General features: G+C 33.4%; 17 protein-coding genes and 1 pseudogene. 10 read left to right on the top strand and 8 right to left on the bottom strand.

Features of this window, described 5'->3' with window-relative positions:
- Window positions 1-471 precede the first annotated feature (471 nt).
- From TERY_RS11500 to TERY_RS11490, 3 genes are all read left to right on the top strand, one after another.
- Complete coding sequence (locus TERY_RS11500) at window positions 472-879, top strand: hypothetical protein (protein ID WP_011611993.1); 408 nt, start codon at window positions 472-474, stop codon at window positions 877-879.
- A gap of 114 nt (window positions 880-993) precedes the next feature.
- On the top strand, window positions 994-1,335 hold the full coding sequence (gene psb28, locus TERY_RS11495) for a photosystem II reaction center protein Psb28 (RefSeq protein ID WP_155994681.1): 342 nt from the start codon (window positions 994-996) through the stop codon (window positions 1,333-1,335).
- A gap of 178 nt (window positions 1,336-1,513) precedes the next feature.
- Window positions 1,514-2,023 (top strand): molybdenum cofactor synthesis domain-containing protein, encoded by a 510-nt coding sequence (locus tag TERY_RS11490; RefSeq protein ID WP_011611991.1) that lies wholly within the window; start codon window positions 1,514-1,516, stop codon window positions 2,021-2,023.
- A gap of 53 nt (window positions 2,024-2,076) precedes the next feature.
- Here TERY_RS11490 and ctpB read toward each other — a convergent pair whose 3' ends face one another.
- Complete coding sequence (gene ctpB, locus TERY_RS11485; RefSeq protein WP_011611990.1) at window positions 2,077-3,381, bottom strand: carboxyl-terminal processing protease CtpB; 1,305 nt, start codon at window positions 3,379-3,381, stop codon at window positions 2,077-2,079.
- A gap of 765 nt (window positions 3,382-4,146) precedes the next feature.
- On the opposite strand from ctpB, the gene TERY_RS11480 reads away from it, so the two are divergent.
- Together TERY_RS11480 and TERY_RS11475 are read left to right on the top strand one after the other, a co-directional pair.
- Window positions 4,147-4,959 (top strand): hypothetical protein, encoded by an 813-nt coding sequence (locus TERY_RS11480; RefSeq protein WP_011611989.1) that lies wholly within the window; start codon window positions 4,147-4,149, stop codon window positions 4,957-4,959.
- A 249-nt stretch (window positions 4,960-5,208) separates the two neighbouring features.
- On the top strand, window positions 5,209-5,850 hold the full coding sequence (locus TERY_RS11475) for a YdcF family protein (RefSeq protein ID WP_370497090.1): 642 nt from the start codon (window positions 5,209-5,211) through the stop codon (window positions 5,848-5,850).
- Here TERY_RS11475 and TERY_RS11470 read toward each other — a convergent pair.
- The 3 genes from TERY_RS11470 to TERY_RS11465 form a co-directional block, all read right to left on the bottom strand.
- The gene (locus tag TERY_RS11470; RefSeq protein WP_044137444.1) at window positions 5,832-6,428 is read right to left on the bottom strand and encodes a pseudouridine synthase; all 597 of its coding nucleotides are present in this window, start codon (window positions 6,426-6,428) and stop codon (window positions 5,832-5,834) included. The genes TERY_RS11475 and TERY_RS11470 overlap by 19 nt on opposite strands.
- Window positions 6,429-6,803: 375 nt before the next feature.
- A complete protein-coding gene (locus TERY_RS34985) occupies window positions 6,804-6,992 on the bottom strand; it encodes a diguanylate cyclase domain-containing protein (RefSeq protein WP_370497202.1) in 189 nt (62 codons plus the stop codon).
- Window positions 6,993-7,266: 274 nt separating this feature from the next.
- Window positions 7,267-8,304 carry an IS630 family transposase gene (locus TERY_RS11465; protein ID WP_011610086.1) on the bottom strand — a complete coding sequence of 346 codons (1,038 nt, stop codon included), beginning with the start codon at window positions 8,302-8,304 and terminating at the stop codon, window positions 7,267-7,269.
- Window positions 8,305-8,587: 283 nt separating this feature from the next.
- On the opposite strand from TERY_RS11465, the gene wecB reads away from it, so the two are divergent.
- Both wecB and TERY_RS11455 read left to right on the top strand, forming a co-directional pair.
- Complete coding sequence (gene wecB, locus TERY_RS11460) at window positions 8,588-9,700, top strand: non-hydrolyzing UDP-N-acetylglucosamine 2-epimerase (protein ID WP_011611986.1); 1,113 nt, start codon at window positions 8,588-8,590, stop codon at window positions 9,698-9,700.
- A 738-nt stretch (window positions 9,701-10,438) separates the two neighbouring features.
- Complete coding sequence (locus TERY_RS11455; protein ID WP_011611985.1) at window positions 10,439-12,091, top strand: M48 family metalloprotease; 1,653 nt, start codon at window positions 10,439-10,441, stop codon at window positions 12,089-12,091.
- A 467-nt stretch (window positions 12,092-12,558) separates the two neighbouring features.
- Here TERY_RS11455 and TERY_RS11450 read toward each other — a convergent pair whose 3' ends face one another.
- From TERY_RS11450 to TERY_RS27855, 3 genes and pseudogenes are all read right to left on the bottom strand, one after another.
- Complete coding sequence (locus TERY_RS11450; RefSeq protein WP_011611984.1) at window positions 12,559-13,068, bottom strand: NINE protein; 510 nt, start codon at window positions 13,066-13,068, stop codon at window positions 12,559-12,561.
- A gap of 55 nt (window positions 13,069-13,123) precedes the next feature.
- Window positions 13,124-14,203 carry an alpha-hydroxy-acid oxidizing protein gene (locus tag TERY_RS11445; RefSeq protein WP_011611983.1) on the bottom strand — a complete coding sequence of 360 codons (1,080 nt, stop codon included), beginning with the start codon at window positions 14,201-14,203 and terminating at the stop codon, window positions 13,124-13,126.
- A 323-nt stretch (window positions 14,204-14,526) separates the two neighbouring features.
- A pseudogene (locus TERY_RS27855) lies at window positions 14,527-14,703 on the bottom strand (RRXRR domain-containing protein); the annotation flags it as partial.
- 117 nt (window positions 14,704-14,820) lie between these two features.
- Between TERY_RS27855 and TERY_RS11440 the strand changes: the two are divergent.
- Together TERY_RS11440 and TERY_RS11435 are read left to right on the top strand one after the other, a co-directional pair.
- Window positions 14,821-15,051: a hypothetical protein gene (locus tag TERY_RS11440; protein WP_011611982.1), complete on the top strand. Its 231-nt coding sequence runs from the start codon at window positions 14,821-14,823 to the stop codon at window positions 15,049-15,051.
- 415 nt (window positions 15,052-15,466) lie between these two features.
- The gene (locus tag TERY_RS11435) at window positions 15,467-15,883 is read left to right on the top strand and encodes a CoA-binding protein (RefSeq protein WP_011611981.1); all 417 of its coding nucleotides are present in this window, start codon (window positions 15,467-15,469) and stop codon (window positions 15,881-15,883) included.
- Window positions 15,884-16,330: 447 nt separating this feature from the next.
- On the opposite strand, the gene TERY_RS11430 is transcribed toward TERY_RS11435, so the two are convergent.
- The gene (locus tag TERY_RS11430) at window positions 16,331-17,233 is read right to left on the bottom strand and encodes a tetratricopeptide repeat protein (RefSeq protein WP_011611980.1); all 903 of its coding nucleotides are present in this window, start codon (window positions 17,231-17,233) and stop codon (window positions 16,331-16,333) included.
- 920 nt (window positions 17,234-18,153) lie between these two features.
- Between TERY_RS11430 and TERY_RS11425 the strand changes: the two genes are divergently transcribed.
- Entirely contained in the window at window positions 18,154-19,377 is a 1,224-nt protein-coding gene (locus tag TERY_RS11425) for a hypothetical protein (RefSeq protein WP_052845781.1), read from the top strand.
- The last annotated feature ends 4 nt before the right edge of the window (window positions 19,378-19,381 follow it).

Here is a 19,381-nt window from a genome sequence, read left to right as displayed (position 1 = left end):
AAATCCCAGACTCTGTCATGGCCAATAAACGAGATGAAAAACCTTGGGAGATACTAAATTATTCCAGAATACGACATTAGCTTTTGCCAAAATATGTTAACCTTATTCCTCTATACAATGGTATTTTAGAGCAAGTTGCAAAAGCATCTCCTACAGTAGCTTGTCTGGTTGGCCATTAAATAGCACATCATACTGAAAAGTACATAGCTTTGCCTCCTGTGGAAAAAGCAGGCTTAATTGAAAAAATTAAACAAGAAGCTGAACAAGAAGTTTTGGCACAAAAGTAGGATACTCAAGCAGGGGCAACTGGCCTGTCTGTTGAAGGTGGTGTAGCAAGAATATTTGGCGACAGAGTAGGGGCAATTAGTGATTCTATATTGGGTCGTGCTAGTCATCAACAGTTAAAGGCAAATCAAAAAAAAGAATAGATGAAATTCTTGCCTAAAAAAAAATGAAGAGTTGGGACAAACCTTGGCTGAAGAAAGTCCTAACAGAGAATTTGAAGATGATGAGATAAGATATTTATATTCAGCAAAGGCAGGCTTTGAGTCAGAAGGTTGTATAAGGATGATAAAAGTTTTGGAACAAACACTAACTGCTGAACTTGATACTACTCACCCTACTGTATCTAAGAGTATTGAAGCTTTGAAAAAATTTGATGTTCAAGTTTCTAGCTACATCTCTAGCACAAGAAAGTATAAGATTTTATTTTCTGTGATTCAATCTTTTAGGTATGATTTATCTAAAGATAGAAAATCTTTAAGAGTTAATTCTATTCATGGTGGTTCTTCTGCGGGTTATGTAGAAAATTTATTTGGCAATTATTTGAGAGTTGATCTACTTATTTGCCTCTGCCAGTATTTCCTTGCCCTAAATTAAAAGTAGAGGTTCTTGTAAATCTAGGGTTATAGAAGAGAGTTTTTCTGTTTATAATAATATTTTAATGATTTGTTAAGGATTACAAAAATACTAATGACTACAATTGACAAAAAGTTGACTACAATTCAGTTTATTCAAGGAATAGATGAAGAAGTAACACCAGAAGTGCGTCTAACTCGTTCTCGTAGTGGTAACCAGGGAACAGCTACATTGATTTTTGAAGATCCCAAGGCTTTAGGCCAAGATGTTACTCAAGAAATTACAGGGATGTATATGATTGATGAAGAAGGCCAAATAACTAGTCGTGACGTTAAGGCCAGATTTGTTAATGGTCAGCCTAAATTCCTTGAGGGACTTTATGTTATGAAGACTAAGCAAGAATGGGAGCGTTTTATGCGCTTTATGGAGAGTTATGCTAAAGAGCATGACTTAGGATTTAAAAAGGCTAAGGCTTGATAAGTTCCCCAGGCTAGCAAATTTTGAGCAATTTTGAGCCTGGGAATATCTAGCTACTTCTATAGACTTTTGCAAAGCAGAGAACAAATAACTCACCGTTAAGTTCTCAAAACTATAAAGGGGTCTTTGACAATATATACTTGACTAAATTAACTCTTTACCAGATTAGGTTATTTGAATGAATAAACAAATTCCTCATCCTGATCCTGAGAATATTTCCTTGGGTTGTGCTGTAATTACTGTTAGTGACACCCGCACAGGAGAAACAGATAAAAGTGGTCAGTTACTTCAGGAAATTCTGAGAAGTTCTGGTCATTCTATAACAGAATATCTGATTATCAAAGATGAAAAATTGGCAGTAGTCGCACAAATGGAAGCTCTATGTCAACGAGATGATATAGATGCTGTAATTTTTAACGGCGGAACAGGAATAGCTCCCAGAGATACTACTTATGATGCTATTGAACATTTACTAGAAAAAACTTTACCTGGTTTTGGGGAATTATTTCGGTGGTTGAGTTATCAAGAAATTGGTTCCCGGGCGATCGCTTCTCGTGCTGTTGCTGGTGTTTATCAAAGTAAATTAGTATTTTCACTTCCAGGTTCTACTAATGCAGTTAAGCTAGCTATAAAAAACTTAATCCTACCGGAATTAGTTCACTTAGTTTTGCAGTTGCGTAAAAATTAAACCTGGATCAGCGAGCACCTGGAGAACCTTAAATCAAATCAACACTTATTAATTTAATTTTCTTGTTCCCCTAAGATCAATGGACTTAACAATACTTCATTTCTCAAAAGATTAATAGCTCGAGCATAATAGGGGTCAGAACTAGTCGCGATCGCTTCTGGACGCCGATATAAGCGTCGTTTTTGAGAGTCCGTCAAATTAAGAACCACATCAGGAGTCACACCTTTTTTACTAATATCAGTTCCTTTCGGAGTATAGTAGTGAGCAATAGTTACAGCCAAACCAGAACCATCTGATAACGAATGCACCGACTGTACCAAAGCTTTCCCAAAAGTCTGATCCCCTATAATTGTAGCACGACCATTATCTTTGAGCGCTCCTGCCAGAATTTCACTAGCACTTGCCGAGTCACCATCTACTAAAACCACTATTGGTTTATCAGTCAAAGCAGAACGGTCTGCCAACACTTCTTGTCTGTCACCATCTCGGTCTACAGTGCTGACAATAGCACCTTTATCCATCCACATCCTAGCAATATCTATACTAATACGCAATAAACCCCCTGGGTTGCCCCGTAAGTCTAAAACATAACCATCAGGATTTTGATTATTCAATTTCTCTATTGCTCTTTGCATCTGTTCTCCAGCATGGGCGCTAAATTCTTGTAAACGGATATACCCAATACGTTGATTTTTTTCCTGCTTGAGATCGTAACGAACTGCCTGTAATTCAATTCTTGCCCTTGTCAAAGTCACCTCAAATTCCCTATCTCCAGGGCGAATAACTCCTAGCATTACCTTTGTACCCACATCACCTCGAATCAGTTTAGCCGCTGCCGATACACTTAAATCAGAAGTAGATTTACCATCAATTTCTTGAATTTGATCTCCTGGTAATAAACCTCCCTTCATCGCTGGAGAATTTTCCACAACGTCTACTACAACGATCGTCTTGGTAAGTTCTTCTTGCTTCAGTTGCATTCCCACTCCAGACATTTCTCCTGATGTTTGACTCGTTAGAGCTTTAAACTGTTCTGGGTCTAAAAAACGAGTATAAGGATCATTGAGTTGGTCTAGAGCTTGCCTTAATGCCTCGTAAGCTTTTTCCTGGGAAGTATAGTTTTTCTCTAATAAACTTTTGCGAGTAGCTTTCCAGTCTGTATGATTAAAACTACCATCAACATACTCGCGGTTGACAATTTGCCATGCTTCGTCCAAAACTACTTTGGGGCTATTTTCTAAATTTGCTTCAGCAGGTTTACTTAAGCTAGGGGCCAATAAAGATATAGCTGCTGTTGTGGCGATCGCTCCACTATATAAAATATTTTTAAAAAGAGAGTGTATTGAAGCTATGTTCATTGATTTTTATTGGTAATTAGATATTTAGTTGACTTTTCGACTAAGCTTATGATACTTTACAGTAAATCTATATTAGAATATAAACCATTATATCTGTAAGTCCCTAGAAAATTCAGTATCTGCAAAATTGTATGGTCATTTCAGTTAAGATTGATACACTTATCATTATAAAATGATAAATACAATTCTTTTATATCACAATTTTGGCCGTATTATTTTTATTTGAAACCACTATAGTACCTAGAATTAAAAAATTAATGATCAATGCCAAAAATTGAGCTCTTAACAAATAAATATTTTAGCTAACAAACTCAAAATATCAAAAGTAATTGTAAAAATACTTAACCTAACCTATTTAATTATACCAGAGTTTTCAAAGCAAATACTTAACTAGCTATCAGTTTTTAGCATTTCGATAGGAGAATAGGTATATAGAGGATTCTAGGCATTAATATTAAATAGCATGTCATGTCAGTGACAGCCAAAAACACAAACAGCTAGCCTCCTTAAGAAAAAACTAAATTAACAGCTTTGAGAATTATGGTTAAAATCGGAAAATCTTACACTGCATGACTTAGAAGGCATCCACGTTAAAAAATTATCCTACTGATGGCTCATCCGGAGTCAAAAAAATTAGTAAATAATTTAGAAAAAATGGAAAATATCAAATATTTAGACGTATGATATTTGTCAGGGTATAAAATTTACCTAATTTTGGGCTCAAAAATTTTAATAATTAATTTTATTAACAGGAAAATTTGAGAAATGATCAAAACCAAAGCCAAAACCCTAAATTGGCTAGGTTCATTAGTAAATCTAGCAATTTCTATCATAGCTTTAACAGGTACGATCAGCTTGCAAGTACTCTGGCCACCAGAAGGTTCACCCTTAAAAGAAAAAATTATTTTAGACTCAACAGATGCAGCCTTAGCCGAACAAAAAGAAGCTTTGCAGTTTCAGCTTAAGCTATTGAAAACATCTCCCACTTTTGGGTTTGATAATTTAATTGCAGATTGGGCATTCCTCCAGTTCATCCAATATTTCGGGGATGAGGTAGCCAGAAATCAAACAGGTTATTCCTTAAGCGAAGATTATTTTGATATCATCACCCATTTAGATCCCAAATGGGTTGATATATACCTATTCCTTTCCAACTCTTTATCTATATATCAAGGTAAACCCAAAGTAGCTGTAGAATATATGACCCGTGGCACCGATGCACTTTCCCCACAAATAGATCCGGAAGCTTGGCAAGTATGGAGATTAAAAGGGATCGATCAATTATTATTAGTAGGTGATATTCCAGGGGCAATTCGTTCTCACGAAATGGCAGCAAAATGGACTGAGAATACATCATACCAAGAATTAAGCTCTCTGTTTAAAAACACAGCAGAATTTCTCAAGACAGATCCAGATAGTAAATTAATCAAGTTCAACGCCTGGTTATGGGTATATTATCAAACACAAGACTCAAGGGTAAAAGAGCGCGCTCAACAAGAAATTATCGAACTTGGTGGGAAAGTGGAAATGAGTGAAAATGGAGAAAAGCTTTTTCTCTTGCCAGAATCTTCAGATTAGAGGAAAATATTAAAATCAGATCTGGTAGCTTAATTTTAAGTAAGCCCCAAAGAACTTAACCTGCTTGACATGATAGAATTTCAAATATAGTCATTTCAGTTTAAACTGAGACAAAGCTTTATTTTTGTAAAAAAGTTTCAGGTCAAAAAGTGTTTTATTCAAAATTTGAAATGACTACAATTTATATGAGAGAAAGTCAAATCATTTGTCGTGCACAAGAAAACTAAAAACATACTGCTGCTGATACTTTTGTCCATAGCTTCTTACACGTTAGTTTGCATAGTAGGGAATACTATTTCCCTAAACTCAGCAGCCAAAGCTCCCGTTGATGCTTACTTAGTTTTGGGTGGTAGTATTAAACGGGAAATTTATATTACTCAAGTGGCTAAACAATATCCTCATATACCTATACTCATTTCTGCTGGTTCTAAAGACCCCTGTATTGTGAAATTATTTCAACGGGAAAATGTTCCTTTAGATGGAGTTTGGTTAGAACATTGCGCTAAATCTACTTTTAGTAATTTCTTTTTTACTATGCCAATTTTAGAAGAATGGGGAGTACAACATATTAAACTGGTGACATCTCCTAGTCATTTGCCCAGGGCAAAGTGGTTGGCACAAATTATTTTGGGTACTCATGGAATTTGGGTAGAAACTGATATTGTTCAGGAAATAGGTATACCAGGAAATCAAGAATCTCCTCTCAAGACAGCAGTAGATGTAATTCGTAGTTTAATGTGGGCGTTAGCAAGTAAGGTAATAGAAGCAAAATGTACAGATGTGGTCAAACTCTCACAGGTAAATATGACACAATGGTGTCAGAAAGGTTTTCAGTGTGAACATCAAGCACAATTGAAACCAGAATCAATTTGTTATCCTAAGCCGAGGTAGTTCTTGAGAGATTGAATTTCACTTAAATTTAGGTCTCGCCACTCGCCAGGTTTTAGTCCCTCAAGACGAAGATTAGCGATCGCTATCCTAACTAACCGAAGTGTAGGAAAACCTACTGCTGCTGTCATCCTTCGTACTTGACGATTTCGACCTTCTGTGAGAGTGATTTCTAACCATGCAGTAGGTACAGTTTTGCGAAATCGAATTGGTGGATGGCGCGATGGTAACAGAGGTTCGTTAGATAACAATTTAACTTTTGCGGGTCGTGTTTGATAATTTTTGATCATTACACCCTCTTGTAGTTGCTTTAATGCTATTGTATCTGGTATTCGTTCTACTTGTACCCAATAAGTACGAGGATGAGCAAACTTAGGATCACTTAGTCGATATTGAAGCTGTCCATGGTTTGTTAATAATAAAAGACCTTCACTATCTTGGTCTAATCTGCCAACTGGATAAACTGAATCAACTGAAATATACTCTTTAAGAGTAGAAGATCGATGCTTAACATTACGGTTATCAGTAAACTGACTCAAAACATTATAAGGCTTATTAAATAAAATATAGCGATAAACCATAAATTTCATCTATAATATAATTAGAAAAATTAGTAGTGCAAAAAGTTTTAATAATCGTATAATTACGTCCTTATCTCTGGATTTTATAGAGGGCTTCAGATGCTATTTTAAGCAATTTTTCCCAGGAAAAATATCTTAAAAGAATAGTACTTTCTACACCTAAACTCATGGTAACAAATTCTGATATTTAAGAACCAGTATGAAATAACTTTAAACCTAAAAGTATCTGACAGATAAATTCTGCTATTAAAAATCCATATTGAGCATCTATTCGAGGCAATACCATTACAAATTATAAATTTTTCCTGACGTAAAGTGCTACTAAGTCTTCTGTTCTCTTGAGTTCTGCTTTAATCAGATCACATTAGCAATTATTTAGAGACAGCTATATCTTACTTGAGGAACATAAGCATCGTTGTAGTCCTTAAAATAGTCAACGTCACATAGAACCAAAACTATGAGTACTTTTTTCCTGACCATTTTTTGCCATTCCCTCTCTATATATTCTTCAAACACAGGACATTTAGTAACTTTAGTTAAAACCTCAAAGTTAGCAAATTTAATTATTATAATTAAATCAGGTATTTTTAGACTATATTTTTCCCAGCATTCTTCATCATTGTTTGCTTCTATGACTTGATCTACTAAGCCTAAATTATTTTGAATATAAATGATATATTATGGAAAATTACAATTATTTATGGTCCCTAATTTGGGTACATATGAGATTTTTTATAATATCATTATATATTTTTATATACTTTTGATTATAACACTTTACACAGCTAACAACCCATATATTTTTCCTGACAGACTATTATTAGTATATATAGCAATCCTAAGTAGGTTGCGGCAAAATTTCATACTGAAAAAGTTTTGGGAAATTGAATATTTGACCATCCGCAAAAAACTTAAATAGCCACTTAACTACTTTAAAAGAACTGCAAAGATGATAAAAAGTAATACTGAAATTTTTGGTTTGTAACCAAATATCTTCAACAGGATTTTGCTCCGGAGCATTGGGAGCAAATCTTGTACAATTTATCAACAATTCTTCTTCTGATAAGTATTGATTAATTGTCATTAAATATTCTCGAAATTCTTGAGAGTTATGGTAAGTTGCCCCATCCCAAAATATTGCCAATTTGTTGCCCGGTCTTTGCTTCTGCAAATATTTAATAAATTCAATAGTATTTTTAGTATTTCCACTCTCATATTCTTGCACAAGAAATTCCTTGGTTTTATAGTCTAAAGCTCCATAATAAGTCTGTCTTTCTTTTTCATTTTTAATTGCAATTTCTATTCTTTCATCTGTTTTTCCCCAAGCATAACCTAATATGTCTCCCCATAGAAGATGACATTCATCAATCATAAACACTGTAAGCTTTCCAGTTTCTATTTCTGGTTGCCATTTAGCTAAAAATTCCTCTATTTCTTTTCTTTTAACTTCTACTAATTCATCATTTTTAGCAGGATTCTTTTTTTGAGTTTTTTTCCAACTTATGCCCGCTTCTTTAAACAAGTTATAGTAACTTTGATTAGACTCAAAAACCACATCATATTGCTCCTGTAAGTAGTTTTTTAAATCTGATAACCTAAGATAATCTTGTGCTCTCAACCACTCAATTGTTTTCTCTTTTTCGACCGTTTTTAAGTAACCTTGTCTCCCTTGATACTGAAGCCTTAAACTTTCTACACCATGAAATAATGCTTGGTTTTTCCATTCACTAATAAAACTGTGAGAAACATTTAATAATTCTTTGACTTCATGGTAGGATTTTCCTGACAAGGTCATTTTTACGGCCAAGGCCCTTTTAATTTCTTTAGACTCTTTTGTTTGATTAATAAAATCATTTAGTTTATCTATAATATTCATTTTTTGTCTTTTTCTTAGATCTGTTATTCTTACTATTATATCTGTTGCGACCAATATGGGATTGCTATACTTTTTATAACTGCAAAAAAAAACTCATAATAAAAATATTATAAATCAACTAAATCTTAGCTTTCAGCTTTCAGAAATATAAAATATAGGATTCACTTTTGGGAGATAATTGCAGTAATAAGTACCTCTATATTCTCTAGTTATAGAATATCTACTTGACTAAAATACTATATAATTATAATTATTGCCTCAAAACATATAAAGTTAAATTTAAATGCTAAAAATTCCGATCCAAATAGCAATTATCTTAGGAACTCGCCCCGAAGCCATCAAACTAGCACCAGTTATTCAACTTTTTCAAAACTCTCCTGATTTTAAAACCCTGGTAATTTTAACTGGTCAACATAAAGAAATGGTTGCCCAAGTAATGAAATTATTTGATATTAATCCTAACCAGGATTTAGCCATTATGCAAACTAGACAAACATTGACGGATATTATGTGCCGAAGTTTGCAAGGACTAGAAGAATTATTCCTACAGTTAAAGCCCAAATTAGTATTAGTTCAAGGAGATACTAGTACCACTTTTGCTGCTGCCCTAGCTGCATTTTATCAAAAAATTCCTGTCGGTCATCTGGAGGCAGGTTTACGAACTAATAATTTATTTAATCCCTATCCCGAAGAGGTAAACCGCCGTTTAATTTCTCAGATAGCTCAATTGCATTTTGCTCCTACAACTTTAGCTGTGGAAAATTTACAAAAATCTGGAGTATTAGGAAAAGTTTATCAAACAGGAAATACGGTAATTGATGCCTTACTTAAGGTAGCAAAATCTCAAGCTATATGTCATATTGATGGTTTAGATTGGTTAAAATATAGGGTAATATTAGCAACAGTTCATCGGCGAGAAAATTGGGGGGAACCTTTAAAAGAAATTGCTCAAGCATTTCTGCAAATTTTAGATAAATTTCCTGATACTGCTTTGGTTTTACCTCTGCATAAAAATCCCACAGTTAGGGAACCTTTAAAAGCAATTTTAGGGAGTCATCCAAGAATATTTTTAGAGGAACCTTTTGATTATAGTGAGTTGGTAGGGGCAATTAAAAATTGTTATTTAATCCTAACTGATTCTGGGGGTTTACAGGAAGAAGCTCCAAGTTTAGGTAAACCTGTTTTAGTATTACGAGAAACAACGGAAAGACCAGAAGCAATAATAGCTGGAACAGCTAAAATTGTTGGGACTAGTTCTAGTAATATTGTGGCTGTTGCTGAAGAATTATTGAGTGATAATGCTAAATATAAAAAGATGGCAATGGCAATTAATCCTTTCGGTGATGGTCATGCCTCCGAGAGAATTATCAAGATTGTGCGAGATTATTTTAACTAGAATAGATATCTCCAAAAATAAAAAAGAAAATGAATTATTCTATAGAAATAATTGATCATTTATTCCTATTGTCTCCAAATCTATTCCCTATTTGCTGGAAAAATATCATTAATTTTTAGTCTATTTATAGGCAATTTTAGCAAAGTAATTTTAGCAAAGTAATTTGAGTAAGTTTATTTAAGATTGTGACGACTTAATTATATGCTTTAAAAGCTATTTAAAAAATTAGTAGCACTGTATTTGTAAAACACAAAAAAAATATGTAAATATAGGAGAAATGGATAATATTGATAGGATGAAAAAAAAGTAAATATAGACTAAAATATAAAAATTATATATCAATATTTAGAGCAATTAATAGTTTTTTTTAGATAAGTATTATTGAATTTTGGGAAATATTTGTAGATATATTTAGGGAGAAAAAAATATTATAATTGATATTCATCTCAAAAATAGATTCAAAAAACAGATTGATTATGGTATAATTAATTATTGAAGAAAAACTGTTATCACCCTTTGATTATCCAAAAATAAATACAGAGAAGACTATTAATTTTATTTCGTAATTAATCAAACATATCCAAAACAAACAGAGCATTATTATTTGGGATAAAGGTATTTATAGGGCTTCCAGTTGTTATAAAGTATAGAAAAAGCAATTATCCAACTAGTTTTTTAATAGTTAATAATATTTTTAACAAAAAAAATGTTTTGAAAATTTAAAAAATATGTAAAATTATGAAACCCTTACTAAATTATATCACAATTATACTCAGCATATTTGCCCAGCAAAACTTAGCCTTAGCAGAGATCAATTTTCTAGAAAATAAACCCAGAAATTCCCAGTCATATTACCTCCAGTTAAATACTGATAATAAAAAATTAGCTTCCCTAAATTGGGTGAATAAACAAAACCCAATACATATAGATTATTACCGGCTTGATTCACATTTAGTAACCGAAAGTATAATCCCTAATCTAGAAAAAAAACCGAAAAATTCTCAGTCAAAAAAAATTTTTTCTACTAACTCTAAGCCTCAAACACAAGAGGAAAAATTAGCAGCAGCAGACAGACTTTATTTAGCAGGAGAAAAAGCAGCAGCAGAAAAACTTTATCGAGAAGTAAAAGAACCATTTACTGGAGATATTGAACTCCAACTTGATCGTCCTCAAGCAGTATATGAACCTACAGAATTACCCATAACTGCTCAAGTATATTGGCGACAAGCACAGGAAGGTTTAGTCAAAAATATTGAAACTCAGACATTTATATCTTTACAATTATTAGTTAAAGAGTATCCTGAATTTATTCCTGCCCATATTCAACTAGCAGAAAATTTAAAAGCTGATGAACAAACAGAATTAGCCTTAGAAGTCTTACATCAAGCAACAGGTTTATATCCCAATGAACCAGAATTAATTAAAGCAACAATTACTGCTCTAGCAGATGATAAAAAATGGTTAGAAGCAAGTTTATCTGCTCAACAATTTGCTTTAATGAACACCCAAAATTCCCAATTTGATGAATTTAATCAATTAGCAGAAACCTATAGAAAAAAATTTCAATCTCAGCTTAAATCAAGATTAAGAAGAAATACAATTGCTAATGTTGTGACTGGAGCATTAGGTGTAGCTATTACTGGTAATCCATTTGCGGCTATAAATGCAGTTCAAACAACAGCAATGATGCTCCAAGGAGAATCAAGAATTGGCAAAACCATAGCAAATTATGCTCAAAAAAATTTACCTATAGTTGAGGATGAAGAAATTATCAAATATGTCAATAACATGGGCAAAAAACTTGCAGATATGACAGGTAGAAATGAATTTGAATATAATTTTTATATAGTCAATGATGAAAACCTCAATGCTTTTGCTTTACCAGGGGGGCAAATATTTCTGAATTTAGGAGCAATATTTAAAACTAAATCAGAAGCAGAATTAGCAGGTTTACTTGCTCATGAACTAGCTCATACTGTATTATCCCATGGATTTAAGTTAATGTCTGAAGGTAATTTAATTAATAGCGTGGTGCAATATGTTCCTTATGCTGGGGCTACAGTTAGTAATTTAATTGTGCTTAACTATAGTCGAAAAATGGAACGTCAAGCAGATGTATTAGGAACCAGAATTTTAGTATCAGCAGGTTATGCTGCAGATGGGGTAAGAAATCTGATGGTTACTCTTAATGAAGGGAAAGAAGATATGGGTGTTCTTGCTTGGTTATCTACTCACCCAGAGACAGCAGAAAGAGTCCGTTATTTAGAAGAATTAATTGTTAATAATGGTTATAATCGTTATGCTTATGAAGGAGTAGTATCTCATGCTAAAATGCGGACAAAAGCTAAAGCTTTATTGGTAGAAAAGAAAAAAGATTTTTCAAAAATTTAGATGGTAAGCATTTAGTTATTAGTAGTTAGTTATTAGTAGTTAGTTCTCAGCAGTTAGTTCTCAGCATTTTTTAGCTAACTGCTAGAATGCTATATTAATTAATTTTACTTACCATCACTCACTAAGTATTTTTGGTAGGCACAAACTTTGTCACCTAGGACATCAAGTTAAAAATTATTTGGCTGAATAAGTTATTAACCAAAAGTTTAGTCAAAGCTACCCTCCCACGATACTTCTATCTCTTATTAATCAGCGTTCTCTTTGAGTTAAAGTATTATTCAGTTAGTTAGGAACAAGACTTTTATATATAGCTTTTAACTAGCTTTTAAGCCTATAAATAGTTAAAATATTATGATATTATTTTAAAGATTCCTTTTTAATTAAAGATAAATCTTATTAGATATTTATTGATTTTCCCGATTATTTGTAAGATTATTTTTTTACCCTTAGTATTACATATTTTTTTTTTAAAAAACTTTATAAATAACTGCTCCTGTTTCGGGGTGATTTTCCATTTCTACTAATCCCTCTTTATATAAGCTTTTTAAAAGATCTTTCATTTCTGCTACTGTTTTATTTGTAGCAATTATACAATCTGCTATTGAAATTCCTTCCGGATGTTTTTTGGCTAATTCAAGAATAATTTGTGTGTCTGACTTGGTAGGATTTTTGTCTAAAATCTTTTCTATTTGTTCCTGGGGTAAGTAATTAAATACATCCCCAGAATCTAACTGTTTCTTCAGCAGTTTAAGATTTTTCTCTTCTACCATTCCAGGAATAAAAAATAAGTCAAAAATTTGACCTATTCCGAATAAACCAAAAGTTATAAACCAAATAAGGCCTGTGAAATATTTTCCTGAATAAAATCTATGTAATCCACAAATACCCAAAAAAGAGGAACACCATAAAAGGTAAGCTATACCTGTATTTCTAGTTTCATTTACTTTCGAATTATTAACAAGTTTAGATTTGTTCATTTTTTTAGTCCTTATATCAACAAAAAAAATCTCTATATAAGTTTTACTTTCTGAATTAACGTACCAAACTAGGATTTATATTTTCTACCTTAGCACATCCACTCAAAGCCATAGCCACATCTAATTCATTACGTAATAGCTCCAACAAATGATGTACCCCAGTTTCTCCATTCACCGCTAAGGCCCACAAAACCGGACGCCCAATTAAAACTGCTTTTGCTCCCAATGCTAAAGCTTTGAGAATATCTGTACCTCTACGGATACCACCATCCATCAACACATCAACTTTATTTCCTACCGCTGCAACTACTTCTGGGAGAGCATCAATAGTAGCGATCGCTCCATCCAACTGTCTACCTCCATGATTAGAAACAATAATTCCTTTGGCCCCATGTTCAACTGCTCGAACAGCATCATCTCCCCGTAAAATTCCTTTAACTATTACAGGTAATGACGTTAACGACTGTAACCACTCAAGATCTTGCCAGGTAAGAGCTGGGTCAAATTGATTAGCAACATAAGCAAATAACCCAGACTCCTCTTCTGTCTCAGGAATCTCTAAATTTGCCATTGATGTTAAATTAGCTAACTCCAGGCCAGATGGTAGAGTAAATTGATTTCTTCGGTCTCGTTCCCTAACACCTAAAACTGGCGCATCAACTGTCAAACATAGTGCTTGATAACCTGCTGCTTTAGCTCTTTCAACTAAAGTTCGAGTCAGAAACCGATCGCGATGTACATAGAGTTGAAACCACAGACTTTGTGGGACATTTGTCGCTAATGCCACATCTTCTAAACTTTTTGTTGACATGGTACTTAATACCATTGTTATACCATGATCTGCTGCTACTCTTGCTGTTGCTAACTCTCCTTCTGGGTGCGCCAAACATTGAAAAGCCATAGGGGCAATTAAAATCGGCATTTTCATAAGTTGCCCCAAAATTTTTGTACTTAAATTTCGCTGGCTAACGTCTACTAACATCCGAGGTCGAAGTTTATATTTTTCATAAGCAGTACGGTTATCTCGTAAAGTAACTTCATCCCATGCACCACTAGCATAATAATCTAGCGCCATTTGAGATAAATATTTTGGTGCTAAAGACTCATATTCAAAAATATTAATTGGTTTATTCATCAATAAATAGTTGCTGGAGACCCAAAATTATAAATTACTTTTAGTGTTAGGAAGAAAGCAACCAGCATCATAAATTACTTTTATCCTTAAAATTTAGAACTTTCCTAATCTACTCACAGTCATTGTTAAGAATAATAGTTTATTTAATAGAAAGAAGAGCAGATAATTTAGCACTTTTAGCTTGATTACACTTCACACAAATTAGAACTCAATTGTATACTCTATCAATATCACCATGAGACCTTAGATAAAAATTGTTTCAATTAAATATGGCTTCTTTTGTTCCACAATAGACGTAAGTATAATTAAACTTTTTGAATTTCTTATTGCCTAACTTCATATCCAAATAACTCACCAATTTGATATTTTTTGCCTTGAATTTCTGAATTAATAATCTTTTGAAAATCAAACCTAGCTAACTCCATATTCATTGCAAAAATTGGAACATATTTAGTTAATTTGTCAACCCAAGATTTGATATTATTAACTCGACTAATTAGACTAGCTAGTAAGCAATTATGAGACTATTTACGATTAATATAGCATTACGAGGCAAGATATGAGAAGGTTAAGGTAGAATAGAAGAGAAAATAATAGAGTAGATAACCAGATACCCGATGCTAGCATCCTTAAGTCATGATTTGCAACAAAAAACGATCAAGGCTTTTAATAATGGCCAAAGCCAGAGCGAAGTTAGCTGGAATTTTGGCATCAGTAGAAATATTTTAGGTGGATGGCTCAAGGGCAGAAAAGAAATAGGAGGCTGTAAAGCTTTGACAGAATTTCAGAAAGGATGTAAGCTGAAAATCAAAGACTTAGAAAAATTCCGAGAGTTTCAGCAAGCATGATAGTCACTGGGGAGAGGAACTCAGGCAGTAGAATGTGAGCGATCCCCTGAAAAAAAAATGGGAATTACTCCTAAAAAAACTTATGGTTATCAACACAGAGATGAACAACAGCGACAAAAGTCAAAAAAAATCCTTGCATTGAAGTGCTGGTAGATAGTGTATGTAGAGGAAGCGGGGATTGATAATTGAGAAGAATATCCCTAGGGTTACTGTAAAAAAGGAGAACAATTCTCTGACCATATACTAGGCCTTTTACTTTTGGGTTATTTTATTAGTCAGTCAATGACTAATAAATAAAATAAGATTTTTTATTATATAAGAACATTAAAATACAACTTCATTTAGAGGAAAATATCAGGTTATATTTATATTTTAACATAGTTCTATTGATAGTCCCGTATTTCTTGGAAAAGTCATGGCAAATTTGAATAGAAATGATCGTTTAAAGCGAGATATATTGAAAAGTTCGAAAATAATTGCTATAGTGGATAATTCGGAAAAACCGGAGCGTACTAGCTATCAAATTGCTCAGTTTTTACGAGAGGTAGGTTACAAAGTTTATCCAGTTAATCCTATAGTTAAAGAAATTGATAGTCAACCTACTTATGCTACCTTACAAAATATTCCTGAACCTGTTGATATTGTTAATGTTTTCGGCCGTTCTGAATATTTGCCAGAAATAGTAGAAGCTGCGATCGCTATCCACGCCAAAACTATTTGGACTCAGCTAGGAGTTACAAATTGGCAGTCAGCAAATAAAGCATTAGATGCGGGCTTAAATTTGGCAATGGATATTTGCATTAAGGTTGAGTATTTGCGACTTCTTGGCTAACTATTTATTTGCTCATATTTATCTAGTCGTTTAGCCCAGATAGCAAAAATCTATAGAAAACCAAATTTTTTCCTATTAGTTCAAAAAAACTCTTTTTATTGGTAATGGGAATTTTTTCAATCCTCTCAATAACAGACTTTTTCAGCCAACCCTCAGTTATGGTTACTATAAATAGCTCTTAAAATCTACGTTTTTTTCTCTTTTATTACCAAATATTCCTGTTTCTTCAAGTCTAGTCATATCATCTCCGGTAGCATGGTTAGAGTAGATATAGGGAAAAAATCTATAAGTACCTTCTTTATACTAAAATCTAATTATTTACCCGGACATAGTATCACAACCAAAAAATAAAAAACATATTTTGATGAGTCTCCCCCCATCTTTGAAAAAGTCGCCCCAGAAGGGGCAGGCTTGAAACCCTTTTTTTTGTCTATCTAGAGAATAAAATTATTCTTGTTTTTCAGTCTCAGTAGAATTTGCCTCTGGAGATGCCTGTGCCTCAGAGTCATTAGCTGATGCTTTTAGCTTAATTTGATCCTTAAATCCTGCAGGAGCTATTTCTATTGCTTTATTAAAAAGTTCTTGAGAAGCTTCAGTATTACCTTGCTCTTGTAATATAATGGCCTTAGCCAAAATAGGCCGAAAATCCTTAGAACTGAGCTTAATTGCTTCATCATAAACAGCGATCGCTTCCTCGTAGCGTTTTTGTTGAGCATAAACCTGTCCTAAAATCAACTGCACAGATACTATATCAATGCTTCCAGCTTCTACTTGATTTTTAACAGGAGCAGCTTTAAGTGTGTCTTGCAACAAACCAATAGCAGCTTCAGGGCGTTCCTGTTCCAACAATAAACTAACTAAACCTTGCAAAGCCTTGATATCACCAGGCTTGATGGCCAGAAGAGAACGATAAATTTGAGCAGCACCTTCGCGATCGCCTGTATATGCCTTAGCCTGAGCTAGCAAAACATTATAATCTGTACTACTAGGATTTAGTTCAGACAACTTTTCTAGTGGGGATAAAATATCCTCAATATTACTCTTACCTGATTGAATCAACTCCAACTTGACTTGTAAAAGCCCTTGGAGTGCAGTTAAATTATCTGGCTCCCTTTGTAAAACTAACTCATAACCCCGTGCTTGTGCGAGTAAATCTGCTTCTTTATCTGCTACAGATGTCTGATTTGGCGATGGAGTTGATTGACTATTTTGTTGATTGGCCTCTAATAATCCTCCTAACAATGGAGATAGAGAAAACCCTAAGAAAGCAATTATTAGCAGTACCACCACCGTCATCAAAAAACCACGATTTTTTTCTACCATTGGATTAAATTCTCCCCACCTTAACATAGGTTTTAGCCTTACTTAACCATCACTTTACTAAGTTAAGCTAGAAAATCAATCAACACAATTAGATTTCAACAAAAGAAATAATCTTCTCAAAACAAAGACCACTTTTGGAGTGTGGACCAAATTAGTAAGTTGTCCAATTTGGCCTTGTTCCTGTTTTTCAGAGTGGACATTTAACTTGGCCTAAATCTCCAGGCCTACTTAGGAAATCAATCTTTTCTTAGCTACAGTTGTTCGACTCCAGTTATAAAGTTCTGATCAGGGCAATCTTAAATTCTGCGCTACTAAAACTTTCAATCTGACTACTGGTTCTTTCTTCTTGGCTAAACCCCAATTTATACTTAAATGCTCCTTCTGATAATAAAGGACTTATAGCAATTCTTATGGGTTAATGCTATAATTATATACTATTTTATAATTTTAAATCATTCATACAGTTTTTTTTATAAATTCTTTGAGTGCTTTAATCTAATGAGCCATGTTGATTTTTCCCCACTTCTCTTGCAGTTGGGGGTAGGTTAAGGTTTTTAACCAGTCAAAATAGATATTATGCCTCTAAAATAATTTTTTGATTTTCACTAATTATTTCGGTAGATAATTTATGCTCTTTTTTGTTTACTATAAAATTTAGTTTAAATTAATTAATCCAATTTTTATAAAATTTTGATCGGTATTAACAGTTAAGTTCAAAAGAACCGTGTTATTGTTCTGTTTTAGAGAATTTATAGCAAGAGTCAGAACTTAGAAGTTAAATTTGCAGCACGAACTAAATTTGAGAGGGATGAGAATCTTCTAACCGCCCTGAGGACTGCCATAACATTAACTTTTTTTTTAATCTAAGACTATAATTCTTGTATAGATTATTGATTATATTTGTCTAAATTCTCACACGGTATATATCTCTGATCATAGGAGTTGTTATGAATTATTCTGTTAACCACTCTCACAAAACAAATAAGTTTACAACAGATCACAAGGCCTATCCCAATGAGCAAGCTATTAATAAACCAGATATTAAGCAAAGTCTTCCTAGAAAAACTAATGCTTTAAGTTATGATACCTCTGTGAAATCAATAAATGAATTTTCAGGCATAGATATGGCCCAAGAACAGGATCAAGAGACTAATAATACTAATACTTTAGCTGTGACAGATACGAAACCATTAAATTTTGCTAAATCTAACTACGAGGAAGAAACTACAACTAATACTCTGACTCATAATATTACCACTGTACGACAACATCCAATTGCTCCCCCTAGCGAACCCCAACAGTACCGGGCCATAGGTTTAGTTCGAGGTCGTTATCAACCTTCTACAGAACAATTTACACGAGGTAGCCTACGAACACCAGATGATTCAGAAATAGATGCTGTATTGTTAGGCCGGGTAATGAGTCTATTAAAAAATCATTTAGATCTAGAGTCAGATCATCTCTGGGTAGTTTATCCTCGTACCAGACAAGAAAATAATGACCTACATATTCAAATTATGGGGGTATGGGAACCAGAAACTCTAGGAACCAAGGCAAAATTCTCTACTGAATTAACAAATGAAGAACAGCAACAAACAACTTCATCTCTAAGTATTTCTCCCACCGTTGAAGATAACCAAAGTCAAGAAATACCAGAAGTATCAGAAAATATAGATAATTCTCAACCAAGTACTGTTTTTCCTAGTCCGGAAACTGAGATAGATGATTTAGTTACTTTAGGTGATGGTTATTTTTCTATTCGAGGAGAAGTGATTTATCAATCTCAAGAGGAAGAATATGTAGTAGTTAAGGTACAACAATTAGCCCGCAAAGGTGAAGAAACTTCTAAGTTTTTTAAGCTGAAACTTAAAGGGAATTTAGGCGATCGCCCATTGAATCATTTCTGGGATTTACATATTCAGCGCCAGAATACATCTCTTGTTATTCAATATGCTAATGATATTGGTAGTCTGTTTTTAAATAATCGTCGCCAATTTATATCAAAGGACAAAAGAACATTTAATAATAGAGATAATTATAGAAAAAGTAGTTATTCACAAGGGTTTTCTCACAAAAGTGATAATTATGTAACAAGTTCAATTCCTATTCGTAAAGAACCTCTTCCTAAACCAATTAAAAGAAATCAAAACTCAAGTGAGCAAGGGAATTAATTTT

Source organism: Trichodesmium erythraeum IMS101 (genome assembly GCF_000014265.1).
Classification (GTDB): Bacteria; Cyanobacteriota; Cyanobacteriia; order Cyanobacteriales; family Microcoleaceae; genus Trichodesmium; species Trichodesmium erythraeum.
Note: the sequence above shows the minus strand (reverse complement) of the source record. Positions and strands in the feature narration are given on the sequence as shown.

Coding starts and splice junctions, on each gene's coding strand:
- TERY_RS11490 (WP_011611991.1), top strand. CDS start 1,514: ATGAATAAACAAATTCCTCATCCTGATCCTGAGAATATTTCCTTGGGT.
- ctpB (WP_011611990.1), bottom strand. CDS start 3,381: ATGAACATAGCTTCAATACACTCTCTTTTTAAAAATATTTTATATAGT.
- TERY_RS11480 (WP_011611989.1), top strand. CDS start 4,147: ATGATCAAAACCAAAGCCAAAACCCTAAATTGGCTAGGTTCATTAGTA.
- TERY_RS11470 (WP_044137444.1), bottom strand. CDS start 6,428: ATGGTTTATCGCTATATTTTATTTAATAAGCCTTATAATGTTTTGAGT.
- TERY_RS11465 (WP_011610086.1), bottom strand. CDS start 8,304: ATGAATATTATAGATAAACTAAATGATTTTATTAATCAAACAAAAGAG.
- wecB (WP_011611986.1), top strand. CDS start 8,588: ATGCTAAAAATTCCGATCCAAATAGCAATTATCTTAGGAACTCGCCCC.
- TERY_RS11455 (WP_011611985.1), top strand. CDS start 10,439: ATGAAACCCTTACTAAATTATATCACAATTATACTCAGCATATTTGCC.
- TERY_RS11450 (WP_011611984.1), bottom strand. CDS start 13,068: ATGAACAAATCTAAACTTGTTAATAATTCGAAAGTAAATGAAACTAGA.
- TERY_RS11445 (WP_011611983.1), bottom strand. CDS start 14,203: ATGAATAAACCAATTAATATTTTTGAATATGAGTCTTTAGCACCAAAA.
- TERY_RS11440 (WP_011611982.1), top strand. CDS start 14,821: ATGCTAGCATCCTTAAGTCATGATTTGCAACAAAAAACGATCAAGGCT.
- TERY_RS11435 (WP_011611981.1), top strand. CDS start 15,467: ATGGCAAATTTGAATAGAAATGATCGTTTAAAGCGAGATATATTGAAA.
- TERY_RS11430 (WP_011611980.1), bottom strand. CDS start 17,233: ATGTTAAGGTGGGGAGAATTTAATCCAATGGTAGAAAAAAATCGTGGT.
- TERY_RS11425 (WP_052845781.1), top strand. CDS start 18,154: ATGAATTATTCTGTTAACCACTCTCACAAAACAAATAAGTTTACAACA.